The 21,137-nt window shown below is 69.6% G+C and carries 20 protein-coding genes and 2 pseudogenes; 6 read left to right on the top strand and 16 right to left on the bottom strand.

Features of this window, described 5'->3' with window-relative positions; genetic code table 11:
* The first annotated feature begins 69 nt into the window (after nt 1-69).
* Nucleotides 70-765 carry an MBL fold metallo-hydrolase gene (locus ACQEVG_RS14575; RefSeq protein WP_432982560.1) on the top strand — a complete coding sequence of 232 codons (696 nt, stop codon included), beginning with the start codon at nt 70-72 and terminating at the stop codon, nt 763-765.
* Here ACQEVG_RS14575 and ACQEVG_RS14570 read toward each other — a convergent pair.
* On the bottom strand, nt 739-1,773 hold the full coding sequence (locus ACQEVG_RS14570) for an NUDIX hydrolase (RefSeq protein WP_432982557.1): 1,035 nt from the start codon (nt 1,771-1,773) through the stop codon (nt 739-741). The two genes, ACQEVG_RS14575 and ACQEVG_RS14570, sit on opposite strands and share 27 nt — an antisense overlap.
* Before the next feature lie 255 nt (nt 1,774-2,028).
* On the opposite strand from ACQEVG_RS14570, the gene ACQEVG_RS14565 reads away from it, so the two are divergent.
* Nucleotides 2,029-2,199 (top strand): hypothetical protein, encoded by a 171-nt coding sequence (locus ACQEVG_RS14565; protein WP_432982554.1) that lies wholly within the window; start codon nt 2,029-2,031, stop codon nt 2,197-2,199.
* Nucleotides 2,200-2,245: 46 nt separating this feature from the next.
* On the opposite strand, the gene ACQEVG_RS14560 is transcribed toward ACQEVG_RS14565, so the two are convergent.
* The 3 genes from ACQEVG_RS14560 to ACQEVG_RS14550 form a co-directional block, all read right to left on the bottom strand.
* Complete coding sequence (locus tag ACQEVG_RS14560; protein ID WP_432982551.1) at nt 2,246-3,166, bottom strand: carbohydrate ABC transporter permease; 921 nt, start codon at nt 3,164-3,166, stop codon at nt 2,246-2,248.
* The gene (locus ACQEVG_RS14555; protein WP_432982548.1) at nt 3,163-4,071 is read right to left on the bottom strand and encodes a carbohydrate ABC transporter permease; all 909 of its coding nucleotides are present in this window, start codon (nt 4,069-4,071) and stop codon (nt 3,163-3,165) included. Before ACQEVG_RS14555 ends, ACQEVG_RS14560 begins: the two co-directional genes overlap by 4 nt.
* A gap of 142 nt (nt 4,072-4,213) precedes the next feature.
* Nucleotides 4,214-5,509, bottom strand: a complete 1,296-nt coding sequence (locus tag ACQEVG_RS14550; protein ID WP_432985352.1) for an ABC transporter substrate-binding protein — start codon at nt 5,507-5,509, stop codon at nt 4,214-4,216.
* Between the two features lie 316 nt (nt 5,510-5,825).
* Here ACQEVG_RS14550 and ACQEVG_RS14545 point away from each other — a divergent pair.
* A pseudogene (locus ACQEVG_RS14545) lies at nt 5,826-6,052 on the top strand (hypothetical protein); the annotation flags it as partial.
* 40 nt (nt 6,053-6,092) lie between these two features.
* Here ACQEVG_RS14545 and ACQEVG_RS14540 read toward each other — a convergent pair.
* Entirely contained in the window at nt 6,093-7,058 is a 966-nt protein-coding gene (locus ACQEVG_RS14540; RefSeq protein WP_432982545.1) for an ROK family protein, read from the bottom strand.
* 212 nt (nt 7,059-7,270) lie between these two features.
* On the opposite strand from ACQEVG_RS14540, the gene ACQEVG_RS14535 reads away from it, so the two are divergent.
* The gene (locus ACQEVG_RS14535; RefSeq protein WP_432982542.1) at nt 7,271-8,257 is read left to right on the top strand and encodes a LacI family DNA-binding transcriptional regulator; all 987 of its coding nucleotides are present in this window, start codon (nt 7,271-7,273) and stop codon (nt 8,255-8,257) included.
* Here ACQEVG_RS14535 and ACQEVG_RS14530 read toward each other — a convergent pair.
* From ACQEVG_RS14530 to ACQEVG_RS14505, 6 genes are all read right to left on the bottom strand, one after another.
* Nucleotides 8,243-9,994 carry a serine/threonine-protein kinase gene (locus tag ACQEVG_RS14530; RefSeq protein ID WP_432982539.1) on the bottom strand — a complete coding sequence of 584 codons (1,752 nt, stop codon included), beginning with the start codon at nt 9,992-9,994 and terminating at the stop codon, nt 8,243-8,245. The genes ACQEVG_RS14535 and ACQEVG_RS14530 overlap by 15 nt on opposite strands.
* 72 nt (nt 9,995-10,066) lie before the next feature.
* The gene (locus tag ACQEVG_RS14525; protein ID WP_432982536.1) at nt 10,067-11,365 is read right to left on the bottom strand and encodes a DUF6986 family protein; all 1,299 of its coding nucleotides are present in this window, start codon (nt 11,363-11,365) and stop codon (nt 10,067-10,069) included.
* A gap of 162 nt (nt 11,366-11,527) precedes the next feature.
* On the bottom strand, nt 11,528-12,490 hold the full coding sequence (locus ACQEVG_RS14520) for an electron transfer flavoprotein subunit alpha/FixB family protein (RefSeq protein ID WP_432982533.1): 963 nt from the start codon (nt 12,488-12,490) through the stop codon (nt 11,528-11,530).
* A gap of 58 nt (nt 12,491-12,548) precedes the next feature.
* Nucleotides 12,549-13,343 (bottom strand): electron transfer flavoprotein subunit beta/FixA family protein, encoded by a 795-nt coding sequence (locus ACQEVG_RS14515; protein WP_432982530.1) that lies wholly within the window; start codon nt 13,341-13,343, stop codon nt 12,549-12,551.
* A 208-nt stretch (nt 13,344-13,551) separates the two neighbouring features.
* Nucleotides 13,552-14,058 (bottom strand): flavin reductase family protein, encoded by a 507-nt coding sequence (locus ACQEVG_RS14510; protein WP_432982527.1) that lies wholly within the window; start codon nt 14,056-14,058, stop codon nt 13,552-13,554.
* A 198-nt stretch (nt 14,059-14,256) separates the two neighbouring features.
* Nucleotides 14,257-14,670, bottom strand: a complete 414-nt coding sequence (locus ACQEVG_RS14505; protein ID WP_432982524.1) for a TlpA family protein disulfide reductase — start codon at nt 14,668-14,670, stop codon at nt 14,257-14,259.
* A 76-nt stretch (nt 14,671-14,746) separates the two neighbouring features.
* Here ACQEVG_RS14505 and ACQEVG_RS14500 point away from each other — a divergent pair, with 76 nt between their 5' ends.
* Both ACQEVG_RS14500 and ACQEVG_RS14495 read left to right on the top strand, forming a co-directional pair.
* Complete coding sequence (locus ACQEVG_RS14500) at nt 14,747-15,163, top strand: DUF4395 domain-containing protein (protein ID WP_432982521.1); 417 nt, start codon at nt 14,747-14,749, stop codon at nt 15,161-15,163.
* A 200-nt stretch (nt 15,164-15,363) separates the two neighbouring features.
* A complete protein-coding gene (locus ACQEVG_RS14495) occupies nt 15,364-16,086 on the top strand; it encodes a lysophospholipid acyltransferase family protein (protein ID WP_432982518.1) in 723 nt (240 codons plus the stop codon).
* A 47-nt stretch (nt 16,087-16,133) separates the two neighbouring features.
* Here the strand turns inward: ACQEVG_RS14495 and ACQEVG_RS14490 are convergent.
* The 5 genes and pseudogenes from ACQEVG_RS14490 to ACQEVG_RS14470 form a co-directional block, all read right to left on the bottom strand.
* Nucleotides 16,134-16,824: pseudogene (locus ACQEVG_RS14490) on the bottom strand (B3/B4 domain-containing protein).
* 13 nt (nt 16,825-16,837) lie between these two features.
* Nucleotides 16,838-17,419 carry a transglutaminase-like domain-containing protein gene (locus ACQEVG_RS14485; RefSeq protein WP_432982515.1) on the bottom strand — a complete coding sequence of 194 codons (582 nt, stop codon included), beginning with the start codon at nt 17,417-17,419 and terminating at the stop codon, nt 16,838-16,840.
* Nucleotides 17,420-17,500: 81 nt separating this feature from the next.
* Complete coding sequence (locus ACQEVG_RS14480) at nt 17,501-18,580, bottom strand: threonine aldolase family protein (protein WP_432982512.1); 1,080 nt, start codon at nt 18,578-18,580, stop codon at nt 17,501-17,503.
* Nucleotides 18,559-19,314 carry an SDR family NAD(P)-dependent oxidoreductase gene (locus ACQEVG_RS14475; RefSeq protein WP_432982509.1) on the bottom strand — a complete coding sequence of 252 codons (756 nt, stop codon included), beginning with the start codon at nt 19,312-19,314 and terminating at the stop codon, nt 18,559-18,561. Before ACQEVG_RS14475 ends, ACQEVG_RS14480 begins: the two co-directional genes overlap by 22 nt.
* Before the next feature lie 26 nt (nt 19,315-19,340).
* Nucleotides 19,341-20,738 (bottom strand): DUF6421 family protein, encoded by a 1,398-nt coding sequence (locus tag ACQEVG_RS14470; RefSeq protein ID WP_432982506.1) that lies wholly within the window; start codon nt 20,736-20,738, stop codon nt 19,341-19,343.
* Between the last annotated feature and the right edge of the window lie 399 nt (nt 20,739-21,137).

Raw genomic sequence — 21,137 nt, 5'->3', positions numbered from 1 at the left:
GCGCTGAGCGAAGATCGCGTCAAGCGTAGATCCGGGCGGCGGGCGTACGACAGTGCGTACGTTCGCCGCATGGACTTCATCGAGGTACAGCCTCAACTCCACATGTTCCGTTTCCCGATCGGCCAGGCCTACCTCTGGCACGACGGCGACGAGCTGACGCTGATCGACACGGGCCACGCCCAGGCCGCCCCGGACATCGAGAAGGCGATCCGGAGCACTGGTCTCGCCCCCGAAAACATCCGCCGGATCGTACTCACCCACTGCCACCGCGACCATGTGGGCGCCGCCCAGGAGCTGGCGGACCGGTACGGCGCCGAGGTGCTGGCCCACCGCCTCGACGCCCCCGTCGTCCGCGGTGAGCAGCCCGTGCCCGAGCCGGTGCTCCTCGACTGGGAGATTCCGCTCTACGAGCACGGGCTCACCGTCCCGCCGGCCCCGCCGTCCCGCGTCGACCGCGAACTGGAGGACGGCGACGAGCTGGACTTCGGCGACGGGGCCGTGGTGATCCACTCCCCCGGCCACACCGACGGCTCCATCGGCATCCATCTGCCCCGCCACGGCGTGCTGTTCACCGGCGACTGCATCGCCGCTGTGGGACAGGTGATGCTGGGCGTCTTCAACGTGGACCGTGCGCAGGCGCAGGCGTCGATGCGCCGCCTTGCCTCGCTCGGTCCGTCCACCGTCTGCTTCGGCCACGGCGATCCCCTCACCGAGGACGCCGCGGCCGTACTGCTCGCCTCAGCCGACCGGGACCCCGGCCTCTAGGTTGAGCACGGTCCCACGCTCGCGGGCCCGCAGCGCCCAGCGCAGCCGCTCGTAGCGGGCCGGAGGCAGCAGTTCGGCCGCCTCCTGCTCGCCGACGAACCGCCAGCCGCGCAGCTCCGAGCCCGGCAGCAGCACCTGTCCGGCCCTGCCGCTGTCGAGTGTGCCGCCGTCGAAGAGCAGCCGCAGCCCGCCGAATCCCGGGGGCCGCGGCGCCTCCCAGTCGATCACCAACAGCCTGGGCACCTCGGCGAGTTCTATGCCGAGTTCTTCGGCGACCTCACGCATGCCGGCCCGGGCGGGCGGCTCGCCCTGCTCGACGACACCGCCGGGGAACTCCCAGCCCGGCTTGTAGGTGGGGTCGACGAGCAGCACCCGGTCCTGCTCGTCGAAGAGGAGCACTCCGGCGGCCAGCGTTTCGGCGGTCGGCTCGGGCGTCTGCACGATCTCGCAGACCGCGGCTTCCCCGTTCCGTATCGCCATGGCTATCCGTTGCGCCGTCTCAAGAGGATCGATCCTGCTGGTGTCGACGACATGCGCGTCGGCACCGATCCAGGCGAGGGCGCCGCGGTACGGCTCGATGTGCTCGTACGCCCACTGCCGCACCCGCTGGTCGGCGTCCGGGATGTCGGGGTCCTCGCGGGCCGCGATCCGCTCGCGCAGGATCGTTTCGTCCGGTTGGAGCAGCACATGGCGTACGGGGATCCGGCGGGAGGCGAGCCCACCGAAGATCTCGTCGCGGTACTCCTGGCGCAGCAGGGTCATCGGCACCACCAGCACACCGCCGAGCTCGGCGAGCAGCGCCGCCGCGGTGTCCACCACGAGCCTGCGCCAGATCGGCAGATCCTGGTAGTCGGTGACCTCGGCGAGTCGCTTCTGCGGCAGCAGACGGCGCAAATGGCCGCCGATCAGTTCGGGGTCGTACAGCGTGCTGTTCGGGATCAGATCGATCAGTTCGCGCGCGGTACTCGTCTTGCCCGCTCCGAACGCACCGTTGATCCAGACGATCACGGTTCCCCCTCTTTCGTAGCCCACAGTGGATTGCCCGCAACACCCTGCCACGGAAACCCGTGACGGGAACCGGCCCGGTTGATCGGGGGCACGGTCGCGGACACAACTGTGTCCTTGCCGTTGCCGGTTCACCACCACCGTGCGGCACCTTGGCGCGTCTTACCCAGCGAGCCGACGGTTGCGCCCGGCCGTGACACCCGGGCGCGGAGCGTCGTTGGAGCTGGCGAGAACCGGGGAATGACAAGGGGGTGCGGGATGCGCCGTACGGTGTTGGAGCGGTTTCCCGCCGGGGGCCCGCGCGGGAGCTGGCCGGCCGAGGAGTTCGCCCGGGCCCGGCAGGACGAGGGCCTGGCCGCGGAGGTCGTGATGGACCTGGACACGGATGCGTTTCTGGTGGTGGTGCAGCAGCAGACCGCGGACGTCTAGCCCCTGGGCCCCCGTCCCGGTCGGGGCGGGGGCCCTGCCACGGCTGTCAGCCCTTGGTCGAGCCGAGGGTGAGACCGGCGATGAAGTGCCGCTGCAGCAGCAGGAAGACCAGCAGCGTGGGCAGCGCGACGATCACCGAACCCGCGGCAAGCAGGTTGTAGTCGGTGAAGAACTGGCCGCGGAGGTTGTTCAGCGCCGAGGTGATCGGGAGTTTGTCGCCGTCGGAGATGAAGACGAGCGCCCAGAGGAAGTCGTTGTACATCCAGGTGAACTGAAGCGTGCCGAGGGCAGCGAGGGCCGGTCGGCACAGCGGCAGCGTGATCCGCCAGTACTGCGTCCACACACTCGCGCCGTCCACGATCGCCGCCTCGAGGATCTCCTGGGGCAGCGTGCGCATGAAGTTGGCGAGTACGAAGACGCAGAAGCCGATCTGGAAACCGACCTGGACGGAGATGACGGCCCAGTACGAGTCGAACATCGTCATCGAGTCGGACATCCAGTACGGCAGCGGGATGCGGTTGAACAGGACGTACAGCGGAGTGACGATCACCTGCTGGGGCAGCAGATTGCCCGCCGTGAACAGCATCAGCAGCACGATCGAGCCGCGCATCCTCAGCCGGGCGACCGCGAAGGCCACGAAAGAGGCGAAGAAGAGCGCGAGCAGCACTCCCGGCACGGCGATGATGAGGGTGTTGACGAAGTACTTCGTCATCCCCGAGTCGCTGAAGGCCTGTTGGTAGTAGTCGAAGGAGAGCTTCTTCGGCAGCGAGAAGTATCCGTGCTCGGATGTTTCGTCGTACGGCCTGAGCGAGGCGTACACCGCGAGCAGCAGCGGGGCCAGGAACGCCAGCGAGACGGTCATCAAGAAGGCGTGCACGCCGAGCCGGCCGGGGCGCGGACCGCGCTTGCGGGGCGCTGCGGTCAGGGTCGTGGTGGTGGCGGTCGCCGGGGCGGTGTCGAGCGTCATCGGTTCTTCTCCCCACGGATCTCCTGGACCAGGTACGTCACGACGAATCCCATGGAGACGAGCAGCAGCACCACGGCTATCGCGGAGCCGAATCCGATCCGGCTGGCCTCGCCGATGATGTTGTCGGTGACGAGGACGGAGAGCAGCTCCAGGCCGTTTCTGCCCTTGTTGACGGCATAGACAATGTCGAAGGCGCGCAGCGCCTCGATGACCGTGATGACGCCGACGATGACATTGACGGGCCGCAGGGTCGGGAAGACGACGCGGAAGAAGGTCTGCCGCTCGCCGGCCCCGTCGATGGCCGCGGCCTCCTTCAGCGAGGGGTCGACGGCCTTCAGACCGGCCAGGTAGAGGATCATCACATAGCCGGTGTGCCGCCAGGCGGCGGCCAGCAGGATCATCCAGAGGTTCAGATCGGGGTCGCCGAGCCAGTCGGTGGGGTTGTCGGTGTTCCCGAGGACCGCGTTGAGCGCGCCCTGGTCGCGGGAGAAGACCAGCTGGGCGATGAAGCCGACAACGGCGAGCGAGAGCACCACCGGCATGTACAGAGTGGACTGGTAGAAGCGGCTGAACCGTACGCCTCTGTCGATGAGCACGGCGAGCAACAGTCCGAACGGGGTTGCGACCAGGCCGAGGAAGGCCAGCCAGAGCAGATTGTGGCGGGCGGCCGGCCAGAACTGCGGATAGCCCGTGAAGAGCGTCTCGTAGTTCTTCGTGCCGACCCAGGAGATGTCTCCGATGCCGTCCCAGCTGGTGAAGGAGAGCACGACGGAGGCGAAAGTCGGCCCCCACACGATGAACACGTCGAGCAGGATCGGTATGCCCAGCAGCACGCCGAGGACCGCGAGGTCGCGGCGGGTGAACCGCCGCGGCCCTCGTCGTACGGCAGGCCGCGTGGCGCTCACTCTCGTTCGCCCCCGAGCGGTGGGGGTCCCCCCGGGCCCGGAGGGCCGAGCGGTGAGGGTCCGCGGGTCGGGGGGCTGTCCCCCGGGGGTTCGCAGCAGCGGCACGGGTGGTGGCTCCAAGTCGATGTCGGCCGTGGTCGGTTCAGTCTTCGGCGGCGAAGATGGTCTTCTTCTGCCTCTCGATACTGTTGACCAACCCGTCCACGTCCTTCGGCTTGTTGATGAAGGTCTGGATGGCCGGAATCATCACGGTCGACGAGAAGTCGGGCCGCGTGTCACGGTCCAGGAACTGCGAGATCTGCTTGGCGCCGGAGACGAGTTCGACGGCCTTCTTCTGCAGCGGTGAGTACTTCGAGATGTCGGCCTCGTCGCTCACGGCGATGTTGTTGGGGTCACTGGCCAGGTAGATGTCCTCCGCCTTGCCGGTGGCCAGCCACTTCAGCAGATCCTTGGCGCTCTCCATGCTCTTCTCGTTCTTGAGGTTCTTGGATTTCTTGGCGAGCAGGAAGCCGTCGATGGGCGCCTCGACGGCGTCCTGGCCGTGCTCCGGGTTGATCACCGGGAACGGGAAGAAGTCGATGTCGGCCTGCTCGGCCTTGGGGAACTGGGCGCCGGGGTGCGGGAGTCCGAAGACCGCCATGCCCGCCTGCTTCTTCTGCAGGCTGGTGGCCGCCTCCTGCCAGGTGCGGCCGTTGGCTCCGGGCTGGCAGTACGGGAGGAGGCTGCGCCAGGTGTCGAAGACGTCCTTGACGCGCTTGTCGGTCCACGCCTCCTTGCCCGCCATCAGGTTCTTGTGGAACTCATATCCGTTGGTGCGCATGTTGATGTAGTCGAACGTGCCCATAGCGGGCCAGCCGTCCTTGTCGCAGAACGCGATCGGTACGAGCTTGTCCTTCTGCATCTGCCTGGCGAGGGCTATGTACTCGTCAAGGGTCTTGGGCGCCGTGTAGCCGTGCTGCTCGAAGACGCTCTTCCGGTGGAAGACGGCCCACGGATAGTAGTAGTACGGCGTGAGGTACTGCTTGCCGTCCTCGCCGGTCGACTGGGCCTTCAGCGCCGCCGAGAAGCCCTTGTAGCCGGACCAGTTGTCGCTGATGTCGTGCAGCAGCCCCTTCTTGGCGAAAAACTGCATGCGGTAGCCCGCGAACCACATGAAGACATCGTCCGGCTTGCCCTGCAGATAGCGGTTGATGTTCTCCTGGAAGGTGTTGTGGTCAACGGTGTTGACCTTGATCTTCCGGCCGTCCTTCGACTGTTCCTCGTATGCGGAGAAGGCGTCGGCGAAGGCCTTCTTCGGCACCGGGTCGGACGAGTTGGACCCCAAGTGGATGGTCTTGCCGTCCCCGCCGGGTCCGCTGCCACATGCGGCGAGCAGCGAGGGCAGCGCGATCGCACCCGCACCCGCCGCTGCACCGCGCAGCAGATTCCGCCGGGACATCCGATGTCCCGCCACGCTCCCGGGCGCGACAGAACCGTTGAACGATGACTGCGCCATGTCCCCTCCTCCGGGGTGCAACCCAACACAACTCAACGCGAGGATTGGATCTCACTCCCCAAAAGTGGCGTCGTCAAGGGTTTTGGCGAGACATCGAACAACCGTTACCGCTTCTCTTCCAACAGACTCCAACACGCCCTACCGTAAACGCTCGCGGCTGACACATACCTGACCGCACCCCAAAGCTGCGCGAGTACGGAGGAACGGTACGATCCGTCACCTTCCCACCCGCACCACCCGCTCCAGAGTCGTCGGAGCGCTGGCCGCCGTGCTGCTCGGTACGACCGGAACGGTTGCCCCGGCGGTCGCCGCGGACGCCCCGGCAAAGCTGGTCCCGGACCCGGTGCGCTCCCCCATGGCATCAAGGCCGTTGCCGACTATGTCCACGCCAAGGGCCTGAAGTTCGGCATCTACACGGGCGCGGGCACCAAGACCCGCTACAGCGCGGGCTTCCCCGGCGGCCTCGGCCATGAGTACAGCGACGCGCTGGCCGACCTCAGGATCAGCTGCTGACTCCGGGTCAGCCTCAGGATCGGCCGCTGACCACCGCCGCCGCCTCGCCCTGCCTGCCGAGCGAGGCGGCGGCCGCCGCACCCACCAGACCCGCGTCCGTGCCCGTCAGGGCCGGTGCGACGGTCAGCCGCTGCACGAAGGAGAGCGTGGCGTAGTCCTTCAGGGAGCGGCGCAGCGGTGCGAACAGCACCTCGCCCGCGCCCGCGACTCCCCCGCCGATCACGGCGATCTCGATCTCCACCAGGGTCGCGGTGGCGGCGATCCCCGCGGCGAGCGCCTGTGCCGCCCGCTCGAAGGAGGCGACCGCGACCGGGTCCCCGGCCTCGGCGGCGGCGGCCACCGCGGCCGCCGAGGTGTCGCCGTCCGGGCCGGGCCGCCAGCCGCCCTCCAGCGCCCGGCGGGCGATGTTCGGGCCGCTGGCGATGCGCTCGACACATCCGCGGGCCCCGCAGGGGCAGAGGTCCCCGTCCAGGTCGACGCTGATGTGGCCGATGTGCCCGGCGTTGCCGGTCGGCCCCGGGTGGAGCTTGCCGCCGAGGACCAGTCCGCCGCCGACACCCGTGGAGACAACCATGCACAGGGCGTTGTCATAGCCTCGGGCAGCGCCCTGCCAGTGCTCGGCCGCCGTCATCGCGACACCGTCGCCGACCAGCTCGACGGGCAGCCCGCCCACCGCCCGGCGCACCCTCGACACCAGCGGAAAGCCGCGCCAGCCCGGGACGTTGACCGGGCTGACCGTACCGGCGGAGGCGTCGACCGGACCGGCGCTGCCGATGCCGATGGCAGAGGCGCGCCCCCAGAGCGGGGAGACGGCGAGCTCGTCGAGAACCGACTCCACGGCGCGCATCACCGTCTCGCCGTCCTCCTGGGCAGGTGTCGGGCACTGCGCCCGCACAAGAATTCTGCCGCTGCGGTCCACCAACGCGCCGGCGATCTTGGTGCCGCCGATGTCGAGCGCGGCGACGAGGTCGGTATGCATTGGTGTGGGATCCCCCATGGGAGCTGTCGGACCTGCGGCTTCGGTAACAGTCTCCATTCCCCTGACAACGTTGTCCAGGGCCTATGCTCGACGCCACACCCTTGCACACTCCGACGACGACAGGACAGCGCACCGTGGCCGAGACCGACCATCACCTGGCATCGCGCGGGCGCCCCCGAGGTCCCGAGCCCCGCTACGGCAATCGGCCCACCATGAAAGACGTAGCGGCGCGGGCCGGAGTCGGCCTCAAAACGGTCTCCCGGGTGGTCAACGGCGAGCCCGGTGTCACCCCCGACACCGAGCGCCGCGTGCAGGAGGCCATCGAGTCCCTGGGCTTCCGGCGCAACGACAGTGCGCGCGTGCTGCGCAAGGGCCGCACAGCCTCCATCGGCCTGGTCCTCGAAGATCTCGCCGACCCTTTCTACGGTCCGCTGAGCCGCGCCGTCGAGGAGGTCGCGCGCGCCCACGGCGCGCTGCTGATCAACGGTTCCAGCGCCGAGGACCCCGACCGCGAGCAGGAGCTGGTCCTCGCGCTGTGCGCCCGCCGGGTCGACGGGCTGATCGTGATCCCCGCGGGGCACGACCACCGCTATCTGGAGCCGGAGATCAAGGCGGGCATCGCGACGGTGTTCGTGGACCGCCCGCCCGGGCAGATCGACGCCGATGTCGTGCTGTCCGACAGCTTCGGCGGCGCGCGGGCGGGCGTGGCCCATCTGATCGCGCACGGCCACCGACGTATCGGCTTCATCGGTGACCAGCCGCGGATCCACACCGCCGTCGAGCGACTGCGCGGCTATCGCGCGGCGATGGAGGACGCCGGGCTCGACGTGGACGAGTCGTGGGTGTCGCTGGGCTCCACCGTGCCGGAGCGGGTGCGGGCCGCCGTCACCGAGATGGTGACGGGGTCCGAGCCGGTCACCGCGGTGTTCGCGGGCAACAACCGAGTGACGGTGACGGCCGTACGGGTCCTGGCGGAGCATGAGCGCCCGGTCGCCCTGGTCGGGTTCGACGACATCGAACTCGCCGATCTGCTGGGCATCACGGTCATAGCCCAGGACGCCGCGACCCTCGGGCGCACCGCCGCGGACCGGCTGTTCCGCCGGCTTGACGGCGCCGACGACGAGCCCGCGCAGGTGGCGCTGGAGACGGTGCTGATCCCGCGCGGCTCGGGCGAGATCCCGCCGTCAGCAGAGGGGTAGACCCGGCACCGGCTGGTCGTTGTCACCGCCCTTGATGTAGACGTCGCTCACGAAGACGTTGGTGTTGCCGCTGTCGTCGTCGGTCCTGGCCCACCAGACGTTGGTCCACTTGTCGTAGGTCTCGCGGCGGCCGAGGTTCTGCTGGCAGTAGAAGTAGTTGGTGCCGGCGTTCAGCACGCCCTTCTCGGTTCCGGAGGCGGTGTACGACTTCGCGGTGCGCCAGACCTCGCAGTTGTACTTGCCGCCGCCGATCGCGTGGCAGACGGGCGCCGGGGCCGGGTCGGAGCCTCCGCCAGTCGTCGAGCCGCCGCCGGTGGAGGTGCTGGAGCCGCCCGAGGTGCCGGTACCGCCGGTCGGCCCGCCGCCGGTCGTGCCCGAGGATCCCGCGCCGGCCGCGCCGCCGCCCGTAGAACCGCCCGAGTCCGACCCGACGGAGCCCTTGCCGGACGCGGGCGGCTTGGCGGACTGCGACGCGTCGGCGCCGTTCTCCGCAGGCTTGGTACTGGCGCTCTTCCCGCTGGAGGGGATCGCGCCCGGATCGGCGGGCGCACTCGAACTCGACGCAGGAGTTCTGGCGCCGCCGCTCGCGAGTTCCGTGTCGTCCGATCCGCCCCGGTCGACGAGGGCGTACGTCACGCCTCCTCCGGCCAGCAGGACGGCGACGACTCCAGCCGCAACCAGCATCCGCGCGCGACCGCCCGACGTGGGCCCCGGAACGGATGCGGGCGCCGGTGCGGGTGCGGAAGCGGGTGCAGCGGCGGGCTGCACCGGGGCCTGCGGCACAGCCGGGCCGAAACCCTCGGGCCGGTGGGGCGTCACATTGAGCTCGGTCGGCACCCGGGACGCCGGGTCCGGCGCGGGCGGCACGGCTCCCAGCGACACGGTCGAGATCCCGCTGTCCTGGCCTTCCGCCACGGCCGCGAGCAGCCGCGCCGCGGTGTCCGCGTCGGGGCGCTGCGCCGGGTCCTTGTGCATCAGCTGCCGCAGTACGGGACCGAGGGCGCCGGCCCGCCCGGGCTCGGGCAGCGGCTCCACGACGATCGCGTTCAGCGTCGACCAGGTGGAGGTGCGCCGGAAGGGGGCCGCGCCCTCGACCGCGGCGTACAGCGTGGCGCCCAGCGCCCAGATGTCGGATGCGGGTCCGGGCTGCCGGCCCTGGGCGCGCTCGGGCGCCAAATAGTCCAGCGAGCCGACCAGTTCGCCACTGCGGGTCAGATGCGTGGTGGAGCCGTCGTCGGGGTCGTCCATCGCCGCGATGCCGAAGTCGGTGAGGACGACCCGGCCCCCACGGTCCAGCAGCACATTGCCGGGCTTGACGTCACGGTGCAGGACGCCGGCGCGGTGGGCGGCGCCCAGGGCCTCCATCACGCCGGCCCCGATCGCGGCGGCCTCACGCGCGTCGATGGCGCCCCGCTCGCGCAGCACATCGTCCAGCGAGGGGCCGTCGATGAGCTCCATCACGATGACCGGACGGCCCTCGTGCTCGGTGACGTCATGGACGGCGATGACGGCGGGGTGGCGTACGCGCGCGGCGGCGCGGGCCTCGCGCTGCATCCGCACCCTGAGGTCGGCGAGCTCCGGACCGGACGAATCGGTGTAGGTGCGCAGCTCCTTGACGGCGACCTCGCGCCCGAGCACCTCGTCGAAGGCGCGCCAGACGACGCCCATGCCCCCGCGGCCCAGCTGCTCGATCACCCGGTAACGGCCGGCGAGCCGCTCGTTCTCCCCCGATGCCACCGCTGCCCCGATCCTTGTTCCGACTCTGGTGGCGTACAGACTAGGGGGCAGCGGCGACAAGGCCGCCGGCTGTTACTCGGCCGTGGCGGTGAGGTCCCCACGGCGCGGCGCGGCGAACCCGTCCAGCTCGGCGCGGCTCAGCCCGGTGAGACGGGCCACCTCCGCGGTGTCGAGGGCGCCGCAGTCGATGCCCCGCAGCAGATAGCCGCTGAGTGCCTTGGCGGTGGCGGGCTCGTCCATGACGTCCCCGCCCGCGTGGTTGGCGTACGCGGCGAGGCGCGCGGCGGCCTGCTCGAAGCCCTCGCGGTAGAAGGCGAACACGGCGGCGTAGCGGGTCGGCAGATGGCCCGGGTGCATGTCCCAGCCCTGGTAGTAGGCGCGGGCCAGGGCGCGCCGGGTGAGGCCGTAGTGCAGCCGCCAGGCGTCGTGGACCTTCTCCGTCGTACCGACCGGGAGGACGTTGGTGGAGCCGTCGGACACGCGTACGCCGGTGCCCGCGGCCGCGACCTGCATGATCGCCTTGGCGTGGTCGGCGGCCGGGTGGTCGCTGGCCTGGTAGGCGGCGGAGACGCCGAGGCAGGCGCTGTAGTCGAAGGTGCCGTAGTGCAGTCCGGTGGCCCGGCCCTCGGCGGCGTCGATCATCCGGGCCACCGTGGCGGTGCCGTCGGCGGCGAGGATGGACTGGCTGGTCTCGATCTGGATCTCGAAGCCGATCCGGCCGGGCGCCAGACCACACGCCTTCTCGAACTCCTCGACGAGCCGGACCATCGCGGTGACCTGCTCGGCGTACGTCACCTTCGGCAGCGTCAGGACCAGTCCGTCGGGCAGTCCACCGCCCTCCATCAGGCCGGTGAGGAAGATGTCGAGCGTGCGGATGCCGCGGTCGCGTACGGCGGCCTCCATGCACTTCATGCGGATGCCCATGTACGGAGCTGCCGCGCCCTTGGCGTACGCCTCGGTGATCAGCCGGGCGGCGCGGGCCGCGTGCGCGTCCTCGTCGGCGTCGGTGCGGCCGCCGTAGCCGTCCTCGAAGTCGACGCGCAGATCCTCGATGGGCTCGCGCTCCAGCTTGGCCCGTACGCGCTCGTACACCGGGGCCGCGAGCTCGTCGGTGAGGCCGAGTACGGCGGCGAGGGACGCGGCGTCGGGGGAGTGCTCGTCGAGTGAGGCCAGCGCCCGGTCGCCCCAGGAGCGGATCGTGTCGGCGGCGAAGACGTCACCCGGTACATAGACGGTGTGGACGGGCTGGCGGGTGCCGGGGTCGCCCGGGTAACGGCGGGCGAGCTCCGCGTCCACCGGCGCGAGGGAGGCGGTGATGCCCTCGCTGACCGCTCCGGCGAGGCTCGTTGCCACCTTCTCCTGCTGACCCATCCTGCACCCTCCACACTCTGAATCTTTCCGCTGCACGGAATCAACAATCCGTATGGCGAAGTTAATGGGCGGCCGCGACCTGCGTCAATGGTCCCTCGAAACGGACCGGGGCCGCGCGGTGGAGATCACCGCGCGGCCCCGGGCCGACAAGACTTCCGCAGGTCAGCCCTTGCGGGACTGCACCTCTTCGGTCAGCTGCGGGACGACCTGGAACAGGTCGCCCACAACGCCGTAGTCGACCAGGTCGAAGATCGGGGCCTCGGCGTCCTTGTTGATGGCCACGATGGTCTTCGAGGTCTGCATGCCGGCCCGGTGCTGGATCGCGCCGGAGATGCCGGACGCGACGTACAGCTGCGGGGAGACCGACTTGCCGGTCTGGCCGACCTGGTTGGAGTGCGGGTACCAGCCGGCGTCCACCGCGGCACGCGAGGCACCGACAGCGGCGCCCAGCGAGTCGGCCAGCGCCTCGATGATGTGGAAGTTCTCGGCGCCGTTGACGCCACGGCCGCCGGAGACCACGATCGCGGCCTCGGTCAGCTCGGGGCGGCCGGTGGACTCGCGCGGGGTGCGCGAGACGACCTTGGTGCCGGTGGCCTTCTCGGAGAAGGTGACGGCCAGCGCCTCGACGGCGCCGGCGGCCGGAGCGGCCTCGACGGCGGCCGAGTTCGGCTTGACCGTGATGACCGGAGTGCCCTTGGAGACACGGGACTTGGTGGTGAAGGAGGCGGCGAACGCGGACTGCGTGGCCACCGGGCCCTCGTCGCCGGCCTCGAGGTCGACGGCGTCGGTGATGATGCCGGAGCCGATACGGACCGCCAGGCGGGCCGCGATCTCCTTGCCCTCGGCGGAGGACGGGACGAGCACGGCGGCCGGCGAGACGGCCTCGTACGCGGCCTGCAGCGCGTCCACCTTCGGTACGACGAGGTAGTCGGCGAACTCCGGGGCGTCGGCGGTCAGGACCTTGACCGCGCCGTGCTCGGCGAGCGCGGGGGCGGTGGCCTCGGCACCGGAGCCGAGGGCGACGGCGACCGGCTCACCGATGCGGCGGGCCAGGGTCAGCAGCTCCAGGGTGGGCTTGCGGACGGCGCCGTCCACGTGGTCGACGTAGACGAGAACTTCAGCCATGGGATTGCTCTCCTGCGAATGCGAAGTATCTGGGGGCGGTTGGGGATATGGCCGAAGCTCAGATGAACTTCTGGCTCGCGAGGAACTCTGCGAGCTGCTTGCCGCCCTCGCCCTCGTCCTTGACGATCGTGCCGGCGGTACGGGCCGGACGCTGGGCCGCCGAGTCCACCGCGGTCCAGGCGCCCTCGAGGCCGACCTCGTCGGCGTCGATCTCGAGGTCCTCCAGGTCCAGCGACTCGACCGGCTTCTTCTTGGCAGCCATGATGCCCTTGAAGGACGGGTAACGGGCCTCGCCCGACTGGTCCGTCACGGACACGACGGCCGGCAGGGACGCCTCCAGCTGCTCGCTGGCGGTGTCGCCGTCGCGGCGGCCCTTGACCGTTCCGTCAGCGCCACCCTCGAGCGAGACCTCGGAGAGCAGCGTGACCTGCGGGACGCCCAGGCGCTCCGCGAGGATCGCCGGCAGCACGCCCATGGTGCCGTCGGTCGACGCCATGCCGCAGATGACCAGGTCGTAGCCGGTCTTCTCGATCGCCTTGGCGAGCACCAGCGAGGTGCCCATGACGTCGGTGCCGTGGAGGTCGTCGTCCTCGACGTGAACGGCCTTGTCGGCGCCCATGGACAGCGCCTTGCGCAGGGCGTCCTTGGCGTCCTCGGGGCCGACGGTGAGCACGGTGATCTCCGCGTCGTCCGCCTCGTCTGCGATCTGCAGCGCCTGCTCGACCGCGTACTCATCCAGCTCCGACAGCAGGCCGTCGACGTCGTCGCGGTCGACGGTCAGGTCATCGGCGAAGTGCCGGTCGCCGGTGGCGTCGGGCACGTACTTCACACAGACAACGATCCTCAAGCTCACGCCGGCTCTCCTACTGCATCGTCTCTACTGGGCTGCCTTGTGCACGCAGCATAGGCGTCTGAAGGGGCGGATCCCGGTCGGGGCAAGCCGCGCTCCGAACGAAATATTACTCGCCAGTACGTCCAGTACACCCGTTGTGATCCCGCTAAGCAAGCGCTTTGGACTGTGACCTTGCCAACGCTGCGTAACCGCGGCCTTCCGGGAACTCTCAGTCCCGCAGCGCGTTGAAGCGTCCCTGGTGGTAGAGCAGCGGACGGCCGGCGCCCGCGGGGTCGCCGACGACGGCCTGGGCGATGACGATGCGATGGTCCCCGGCCGGCACCCGGTCGATGACCCGGCACACCAGCCAGGCCAGTACGCCGTCGAGCAGCGGCACGCCCTCGGGACCGCCGCGCCAGGCAGTCGGCGGTGCGAAGCGGTCGGCGCCGCTGCGCGCGAAGGTGGCGGCCAGCTCCTGCTGATGCTCGCCGAGTATGTGTACGCCGATGTGCCCGGCCCGGGCTATGACCGGCCAGCTGGAGGAGGAAGCACCCACCCCGAAGGAGATCAACGGGGGCTCGGCGGCAACCGAGTTGAGCGAGGTGGCGGTGAATCCGACGGGCTTCTCACCCTGGGCGGTGATCACCGCGACGCCCGCCGCGTGCTGCCGGAACACGGAGCGGAGCAGGTCGGGAGAGGCCGACCGAGTGGTGCCGAGATCGGGCGAAGCCGTCATGGAGTCGTCCTTCTGCAGGGGTGCGAGCGGGGCGGCCGGGCTGTCTCAGACAGCCGGACAGCGCGCACTCGCGGTCCGCACGAGGTCGACGTGGGCCCGCCCATGGAGAAGGAGTTCTGGAAGCACAGCGTCAGCGTGACGATGCATGGCGCGTGCAGTCAAGTGTGTTCCACAATGTGCGACACGTGTCACGGGACGTCACACCGCCTGTCCCAGTGCGGCGATCACATCCGCCTTGCGGGGCTGCCCGGAGGCCCGGTTGACGATCCTGCCGCCCGCGTCGAGCACCAGAACGGTGGGCGTTTTGAGAATGCCGAGCTCCCGCACCAGGGCAAGGCGCTCCTCCGCGTCGAGCTCGACATGGCTGACTCCGTCCACCATGCGCGCGACATCGGCGAGAGTACGCCGGGTGGCCCGGCACGGCTGGCAGAAGGCGCTGGAGAACTGCACGAGCGTCGCCCGCTGTCCCAGCTCCGCGCCCAACTCGGCCGCGCCGAGCCGTACCTCCGCGTCCCGACCGCGCACCTTCAGCCTCCCGCCGCTTCGCCGCTGCCACAGCCCGAAGGCGCTCGCCGCCGCGAGCACCACCGCACACACCACGAGTCCAGTCATCCACAGCTCCAGCGTTCACAAGACCGCAAAGATTCCCGCACCCGCCCTGCGGACCGGCTGGGGGATGCTGTCCGGCATGGACATCGACGTCAGGGGGCCGCGTTTCGGGGCCGCCGTCACCACAGTCGTACTCGCCGCGGTTCTCGTCGCGGGCAGCGGCCTCCTGCTCGCCTGGCAGGCGCTCGCCTTCGCCGCGGGGGCGGTGTTCGGCGTGCAGCGCTCTCCGTACGGATGGCTCTTCCGTACGGCGGTGGGGCCGCGGCTCGGGGCTCCGACGGAGCTCGAGTCGCCCACGCCACCGCGGTTCGCGCAGGGTGTGGGGCTGGCCTTCGCCGTGATCGGCCTGGTCGGCTACTTCTGGGGGCCCGAGTGGCTCGGGCTCGCCGCCACCGGATGCGCGCTGGCCGCCGCGTTCCTCAACTCCGCTTTCGGGTACTGCCTGGGATGCGAGATGTATGTGCTGCTGCGCCGGGTGACCGCAGTCCGGCCCTGAGCCGTTGTCCGGCCATGATGTGAAAAGCTGGCCATGATGTGAAAAGAGAGACGTGACAAGAATCTCGCCCGTCGCAGGCACCAGGACTGGCCAGCACGCCCTACATGGGGCACGATCTGCCCAATGCCGAAAACCTACGGCTGCGTAACTTCCGCCGGGAGAAACCCTTCCCGGGCGCATAACAGAAGGGTCTTCTCCAGATGGCAGAGCTCGTCTATCGGCCGGTCATCGGCGCCGCTCGAACCATGTTCAAGGCGCTGGACCTGAAGATCGACACTCAGGGTTCGGAGAACATCCCGCGCTCGGGCGGCGCTGTGCTCGTCAGCAACCACATCAGCTATCTGGACTTCATCTTCACCGGGCTCGCGGCGCTCCCCCAAAGGCGCCTGGTGCGCTTCATGGCGAAGGAGTCGGTCTTCCGGCACAAGATCTCCGGCCCGCTGATGCGGGGCATGAAGCACATCCCGGTGGACCGCAAGCAGGGCGAGCAGGCGTACGCGCACGCGCTGGACTCGCTGCGCTCCGGCGAGATCATCGGCGTCTTCCCGGAGGCGACGATCTCGCAGTCGTTCACGCTCAAGTCCTTCAAGTCGGGTGCCGCACGCCTCGCCCAGGAGGCCGGCGTGCCGCTGATCCCGATGGCCCTGTGGGGCACCCAGCGGATCTGGACCAAGGGCCGTCCGCGCAACTTCAGGCGCAGCCACATCCCGGTCACGATCCGCGTCGGCGCGCCGGTGGAGGCACCCACCGACCAGTACGCGGGCGCGATCACGCGGCGGCTGCGCGAGCGGGTGCAGGAGCTGCTCGAAGCCGCGCAGCGCGCCTATCCCGTACGCCCCAAGGACGCGAGCGACACCTGGTGGGTGCCCGCGCACCTCGGGGGTACGGCGCCGACTCCGGCCGAGGTCCGCGAGGCCGGCTAGGTCCTGTCCGGTCGATCAGGCCGGAAAGGACCTAAACGTCACGCCGGTTACCGGGGCGGGTGGAGGGTGATCTGCGTCCCCGGGCTCAACTTCTCCAGCCACTCGGCGAGTTCGGCGGCCGCGGCCTCGAGCTCGCCGGTCGTGGTCGGGGCCAGCGCCTCCAGCAGGAAGAGCGCGTTGACGGACTTCTCGGCGAGCCGGGTCCGTACACCCTGACGCCAGTTCCAGCGGCGGCAGGTGACGCCCTCGTCGTCGCACCAGACGACTTCGCCCGGCTCCGGGTGCTCCACACTCCTCGCCGCCCGCGACGGTGCCGAACGGCTCGTCGCCGGTGGCGCGCACGAGCCTCATCCCACCCCTGATGTGGTCGGTGTCCTCGCCGCCGACCGGGATCAGATGGGCCACGCTGATCGCGTTGTACAGGTCGACCAGCCAATTGATGCGCGGCAGTCCGCCGTCCGCGAGGGCGCGCTTGGCCAGCGCCTCGGCGGAGTTGCGCGTACGGGAGGGCTTGGCCCCGAAGGCGGCGTACGCCTCCCGCCAGGCGGCCATGTGCGGGTCCTCGTGCGGGGCGCGGCCCGCAAGTCGCTCGGCGAGCCGGCGGGCGGCACTGTCCAGCAGGGCCGAACTGTGGTCGCTGCTGGGCCCGTTGACCAGGCCGCGCGCCTCGACCGCGAGGTGGACGAAGCCGGGTGCGATGGCCCTCACCTGGTCGGCGACGGTGATCGTGAGTGTCATGGCCGGGGATGCCTCACAGTTCGGTGGGGAGGTGGAGCCAGAGCGACTCCCGGTCCGACGCACTCTGCAGCGCATGCAGCACCAACGGATGCGGTGCAGCATAGGCTACCGGATAGTCCACATCATTGGACTCCGGCCATACGGGAAAGGCCAGCCGCTCCTCGTCGAGCGAGAACCGTGCGGCGGCTCCGGGCTTGCCGCCGCGGGCGTCCTGCCGCGACCAGCGCTCCCCTCCCGGCAGCTTGAGAGCGATGAGCCCGTGGACCACATCGTCCAGCCGCTGATAGCACAGGGCGGCGGGTATGCCCTCCGCACGCAACAGCGCGGTCAGCGCATGGGACTTGGCGTAGCAGATGCCGGTCCGCTGCTCCAGCACGTCGGAGGCGCGCCAGGTGACCCGCATGTCGCCCGCGTCGTGCGAGTGCGGGATGGTGTCGCGCACAAACTCGAAGGCCGACTTGGCGTATGCGTATGCATCGTCAGCTGCGGCACGAAGGCGAGCGGCCGTCCCGCGCACGAGCGGATGCTCATGGTCGATGACCTCGTCGGCCGCGAGGTACGCGGACAGTTCAGGCGCCTGCTGAATCAGTTCCATGCCTGTCGACCCTAGGGAAGCGGCCGACCGAAGTCAATCAATTTCCAGGTAGCCACATACTTATGCATACACAGTGCCCAGCTAGTGAGCCATCTCTTCCTTCAGCGCCTGCACGAAGGCGTCGACGTCGTCCTCGGTGGTGTCGAAGGAGCACATCCAGCGGACATCACCGGCGGCCTCGTCCCAGAAGTAGAAGCGGAAGCGCTTCTGCAGCCGCACACTCACCTCGTGGGGCAGGCGGGCGAAGACGGCATTGGCCTGGACGGGATAGAGGATCTCCACGCCGTCGACCGCGCGCACACCGGCGGCGAGACGCTGGGCCATGGTGTTGGCGTGCCGCGCGTTGCGCAGCCACAGGTCGCGCGCCAGCAGCGCCTCCAACTGCACCGACACGAAACGCATCTTGGAGGCGAGCTGCATCGACAGCTTGCGCAGATGCTTCATATGGCTCACCGCGTCCGGGTTGAGGACGACGACGGCCTCGCCGAACAGCATGCCGTTCTTGGTGCCGCCGAAGGTGATCACATCGACGCCGACGGCGTTGGTGAACGCCCGCATGGGGGCATCCAGCGACGCCGCGGCGTTGGATATCCGGGCCCCGTCCAGATGGACCTTCATGCCGCGCTCATGGGCGTGCTCGACGATCGCCCGGATCTCGGCCGGCGTGTAGACCGTGCCGAGCTCGGTGTTCTGAGCGATCGACACGACCTGCGGCATCGCGCGGTGCTCGTCCTCCCAGCCCCACGCCTGCCGGTCGATGAGCTCGGGCGTGAGCTTGCCGTCCGGCGTCGGCACGGTCAGCAGCTTCAGCCCGCCCATACGCTCCGGCGCGCCGCCCTCGTCGACGTTGATGTGCGCCGACTCGGCACAGATCACCGCACCCCAGCGGTCCGTGAGCGCCTGCAGCGCGGTGACATTCGCGCCGGTGCCGTTGAAGACCGGGAAGGTCTCCGCCGTGGCCCCGAAGTGGCTGTGCATGACCCGCTGGAGGTAGTCCGTGTACTCATCCCCGCCGTAGGCGACCTGGTGACCGCCGTTGGCGAGGGCGAGCGCCGCGAGGATCTCGGGATGGGCGCCCGCGTAGTTGTCGCTCGCGAAGCCGCGTACCTGGGGGTCATGGTGGCGCCGGGCGTCGGTCTTCACGGTTTGGGGGTCAGCCACAGACGCTGTCCATTCGCTTCCTGAGCGGACCGGTCCCAGACTCCGGCAACGGCCTCGGCCAGTTCCGTGACGTCTGTGAAGCCCGCGAACTTCGCATTCGGGCGCTCGGCGCGCATGGCGTCGTGCACCAGTGCCTTGACGACCAGGATGGCAGCCGCGGCCTTGGGACCCTCTTCGCCCCCCGCCTTGCGGAAAGCGTCGGCCAGTGCGAGCGTCCAGGCCTCCGCAGCGGCCTTGGATGCGGCGTACGCGGCGTTGCCGGCCGTGGGCTTGCTCGCGCCCGCGGCGCTGACCAGCACGAAGCGTCCCCGGTCGCTGCGCAGCAGCCCGTCGTGGAAGGCGAGCGAGGTGTGCTGGACCGTACGGATCAGCAGCTTCTCGAGCAGCACCCAGTCGGCGAGGTTGGTCTCGGCGAAGGAGGCGCTGCCGCGCCAGCCGCCGACGAGATGGACGAGCCCGTCGATCCTGCCGAACTCCTTCTCGGTCTTGACCGCCCACTCCCTGGTGGCGTCGAGATCGAGCAGGTCGACGGTGTCGCCGGTGACGGTGGCCCCGCCGTGTGCGTACCGCGCGGCGTCGACCGCCTCGGCAAGACGCTCTGCGTCCGCGTCGGAGGCGACCACTGTCGCACCGGCCTCCGCCAGCCGCAGCAGGCTCGCGCGGCCGGCCGGGCCCGCCGCTCCGGCGACCGCCACGACAGCACCGTCGAGCGGCCCGTTGCCGTTTCTGTTCATGGTCCCAGTCTCCTCCGTACGAGCGCTCACGCGGCGATCCGCTCGGCGCCCGCCGCGGTGATCCCCTTGGTGGAGGCGATCACGGCCTTGAGCTTCTTGGAGAGCGCCTCATAGAACATGCTGAGCGGAAACTCGTCGGGAAGCACGTCGTCGACGAGCTTGCGCGGAGGCTGTGACAGATCGAGGGCGTCGGGGCCCTTGGCCCAGCGGGATCCGGGGTGCGGTGCGAGATAGGCCGAGACGAGGTCGTACGCGGCGAACCAGTGCACCAGCTTGGGACGGTCGATGCCGTCCTTGTAGAGCTTCTCGATCTCGGCGCAGAGCTGGTTGGTGACCTGCGGCGCGCGGTCCCAGTCGATCTTCAGCGTGTTGTCGGTCCAGCGCACCACATCGTGCTTGTGGAGGTACGCGAAGAGCAGCTGACCACCGAGGCCGTCGTAGTTGCGCACCCGGTCGCCGGTGACCGGGAAGCGGAACATCCGGTCGAACAGCACCGCGTACTGCACATCGCGGCCGTGCTGGTTGCCTTCGGCCTCCAGCTTCACGGCCTCCTTGAAGGCGGTGAGGTCGCAGCGCAGCTCCTCGAGGCCGTACATCCAGAACGGCTGGCGCTGCTTGATCATGAACGGGTCGAAGGGCAGGTCGCCATGGCTGTGGGTGCGGTCGTGCACCATGTCCCAGAGCACGAACGCCTGCTGGCAGCGCTCCTGGTCGCCGACCATCTCGCTGATGTCGTCGGGCAGTTCGAGACCGAGGATCCGCACGGCCTCGTCGGTGACGGTGCGGAAGCGGGCGGCTTCGCGGTCGCAGAAGATGCCGCCCCAGCTGAAGCGCTCGGGGGCCTCGCGCACGGCGATGGTCTCCGGGAAGAGCACCGCGGAGTTGGTGTCGTAGCCGGAGGTGAAGTCCTCGAAGGTGATGCCGCAGAAGAGAGGGTTGTCGTAGCGGGTGCGCTCGAGCTCGGCGAGCCACTCGGGCCAGACCATGCGCAGCACCACCGCTTCGAGGTTGCGGTCCGGGTTGCCGTTCTGCGTGTACATGGGGAAGAGGACCAGGTGCTGCAGTCCGTCGACGCGTCCGGCCGCGGGCTGGAAGGCCAGCAGCGAGTCCAGGAAGTCGGGTACACCGAAGCCGCTGTCGGCCCACTTGTGCAGATCGGCGACGAGCGCGCGGTGGTACGCGACGTCGTGCGGGACCAGCGGGGAGAGCTCGTCCACGGCGTCGAGCACGCGGTCGAGCGCCGCCTCGACCGTGATGCGCGAGGGGGCACCCTCGGCGTCGAAGTCTATGGAGCCGTCCTTGGACTGCCAGGGCCGGATCTCCTCGACGGCATTCTTGAGTTTCGGCCAGGCCGGGTGCTCAATCACCGGTGCGGTGTGGGATGTGCGCCCTTCGGCAGCGTCCTGCACAAGAATTTCCGTCATGTCACTTCCTCCACAGGAGAACCTCGCGTCAAGACACCGTATAGGTCTGTGGTTCTTCCATACAAGTAGAACCTTAGGAAATTATCCTGTCACACCCCCGTGATCGCCGAAAGTTTTGCGGTTGGGGGCGTCCCATACCGATGAAGGGGTCAGGGGCGCGGCTCGGCGGTGCGGGCTCCGTATCGCGTCAAGCCGCGCAGGACGCGCCCACTGGCGAGTGACGCGGTTCGCGACGAGCGGGCGGCCACCGGTAGGACGGGAGGTCCGTATCTCGCCAAAATCGCCCCGGAGCCTGCCGCGTGAGCACCCGTGCCGTCCTTGTCACAGCCCTCATCACCGGTTTCGTCCTTGGGATCGCGGCAGCCAGAGCGGACCACTCCACTCCACCGCGCGAGACCG

The sequence above is a fragment of the Streptomyces sp. CA-135486 genome, from assembly GCF_050936555.1.
Lineage (GTDB): Bacteria > Actinomycetota > Actinomycetes > Streptomycetales > Streptomycetaceae > Streptomyces.
This window is presented reverse-complemented; position numbering and strand designations above follow the sequence as displayed.

Coding starts and splice junctions, on each gene's coding strand:
- ACQEVG_RS14525 (WP_432982536.1), bottom strand. CDS start 11,365: ATGGGTCAGCAGGAGAAGGTGGCAACGAGCCTCGCCGGAGCGGTCAGC.
- ACQEVG_RS14535 (WP_432982542.1), top strand. CDS start 7,271: ATGAAAGACGTAGCGGCGCGGGCCGGAGTCGGCCTCAAAACGGTCTCC.
- ACQEVG_RS14550 (WP_432985352.1), bottom strand. CDS start 5,509: ATGTCCCGGCGGAATCTGCTGCGCGGTGCAGCGGCGGGTGCGGGTGCG.
- ACQEVG_RS14540 (WP_432982545.1), bottom strand. CDS start 7,058: ATGCATACCGACCTCGTCGCCGCGCTCGACATCGGCGGCACCAAGATC.
- ACQEVG_RS14485 (WP_432982515.1), bottom strand. CDS start 17,419: ATGGAACTGATTCAGCAGGCGCCTGAACTGTCCGCGTACCTCGCGGCC.
- ACQEVG_RS14500 (WP_432982521.1), top strand. CDS start 14,747: ATGGACATCGACGTCAGGGGGCCGCGTTTCGGGGCCGCCGTCACCACA.
- ACQEVG_RS14495 (WP_432982518.1), top strand. CDS start 15,364: ATGGCAGAGCTCGTCTATCGGCCGGTCATCGGCGCCGCTCGAACCATG.
- ACQEVG_RS14510 (WP_432982527.1), bottom strand. CDS start 14,058: ATGACGGCTTCGCCCGATCTCGGCACCACTCGGTCGGCCTCTCCCGAC.
- ACQEVG_RS14565 (WP_432982554.1), top strand. CDS start 2,029: ATGCGCCGTACGGTGTTGGAGCGGTTTCCCGCCGGGGGCCCGCGCGGG.
- ACQEVG_RS14560 (WP_432982551.1), bottom strand. CDS start 3,166: ATGACGCTCGACACCGCCCCGGCGACCGCCACCACCACGACCCTGACC.
- ACQEVG_RS14475 (WP_432982509.1), bottom strand. CDS start 19,314: ATGAACAGAAACGGCAACGGGCCGCTCGACGGTGCTGTCGTGGCGGTC.
- ACQEVG_RS14470 (WP_432982506.1), bottom strand. CDS start 20,738: ATGACGGAAATTCTTGTGCAGGACGCTGCCGAAGGGCGCACATCCCAC.
- ACQEVG_RS14575 (WP_432982560.1), top strand. CDS start 70: ATGGACTTCATCGAGGTACAGCCTCAACTCCACATGTTCCGTTTCCCG.
- ACQEVG_RS14520 (WP_432982533.1), bottom strand. CDS start 12,490: ATGGCTGAAGTTCTCGTCTACGTCGACCACGTGGACGGCGCCGTCCGC.
- ACQEVG_RS14505 (WP_432982524.1), bottom strand. CDS start 14,670: ATGACTGGACTCGTGGTGTGTGCGGTGGTGCTCGCGGCGGCGAGCGCC.